We start from the raw sequence: 1,619 nt of genomic DNA, 5'->3' as shown, positions 1-1,619 counted from the left end.
ATTTAAGGTTATTTAATCATCCTCAGCTAGGAGAAATCGAATTATTTCTTTCGGATATTGAAGAAATAAATAATATTTCTAAACCATATACTTCTGTTATTATTGGACCAAATGGTACTGGAAAAAGTTTTATATTGAGAACAATTTCTGATATTTTAACACAGTTTAATATTTTTCAAACAAGCGGAATTAGAAGCATTAATCTACCTTTCAGTTTTCATATTCGATATAAATTAGAAAATGATACTTTTGAAATAATTTCTCATTTGGAAATTTTAACTAAATCAAAAGAGAAAAAAACTTTTTTGTTTTATAAAAACAGACCTTTTACAGTAAAACATATTACAATTAAAAATACTAATCTCTTTAAATTACATGAAATAAAATTTAAAGAGATCTTGTTTCCAAGTTATGTAATTGTAAATTCAGTAATGCTAAATGATCGTTTTTTATTTAAAAATAGTTTACCGAATGACTTCTATCAATACTTAGGTGTAAGATCAACAAGCTCAACAGCTAGTACAAAGTCTGCAATAAAATCTGTTGTTGATATTATTTTTAAAGAATCAATTACAAACACAGCCTTTTTAAGGAACTTAAAGCATTTACTTCATTTTCTTGATTTTGAAGAATCTTTAGAAGTTGACTATCAGACTAAAATAAATAAACTGTTTTTTTCAGGAACTTTAACAGTTGAAAATTTTAAAAAGTATTATGAAACATGGTGGGAAAAAGATTTTGAATATTCACAAAGAAATAAAAACAATCCAATTTGGAGCAAACCATATTATGACAAACACTTAAAAAACAATGAAACTAAAATAATTGAAATTGTTAATTTCTTAAACGATTTAGTAAACAGTTATAGATTATCGCATAAAGAAAGATCAAGGTCGAAAATATTAAATGTTAATTTTTTTAATAAAGAAACAACAGCATTAGATTTAGAAAAAATCTCATTGTTAGAAAAATTAGATATTATAAATATAATTGGGATAAAACTTAGTAAAAATAAATCCAGTTTATCAATTAATGATATCAGTTCAGGTGAATACCACTTGCTAATATCGCTTATCGGTATTTTTTCTAAAATAAAAGAGAATTCTTTAGTACTAATTGATGAACCTGAAATAAGTCTGCATCCTAATTGGCAAATGAAATACATCACTTTTTTAAAGAAAGTATTTTCTAACTATCCAAGTTGTCATTTTATACTTACTTCACATTCTCACTTTTTACTGTCCGATTTAGAAGGAGAAAGTTCGTCAGTGACTGCATTAAGAAGAAATGAAGATAATAAATTAGAGTCTACATTAATAAAAGCTGATACATATGGATGGTCTGCAGAGGAAATTTTATTGAAAGTTTTTAAAACTAATACCTCTCGAAACTATTATATTGCTGAAAAACTAGGTGAATTTTTAGACTTCATATCAGATAAAGATTCAACTGAGGAAAGTATTAAATTAAAATTTTATGAACTTGAAATTGATAAATTAAGCAATTTATCTGATGAAGACCCTTTAAAAGTAGTATATAATACGATAGTAACAGAATATGTTTTTAATTAATTTAAATACTAAATATAGCTATACTTCTGTCTCTTATACCCATCTTAC

General features: G+C 24.7%; 1 protein-coding gene. It reads left to right on the top strand.

Features of this window, described 5'->3' with window-relative positions; translation table 11 throughout:
• The coding region (locus tag DNC80_RS15675; protein WP_182652017.1) for an AAA family ATPase at positions 1-1,571 on the top strand (1,571 nt) is incomplete at its 5' end.
• Positions 1,572-1,619: the final 48 nt, after the last annotated feature.

This window comes from Flavobacterium sp. SOK18b (assembly GCF_014156605.1).
Lineage (GTDB): Bacteria > Bacteroidota > Bacteroidia > Flavobacteriales > Flavobacteriaceae > Flavobacterium > Flavobacterium tiangeerense.
This window is presented reverse-complemented; position numbering and strand designations above follow the sequence as displayed.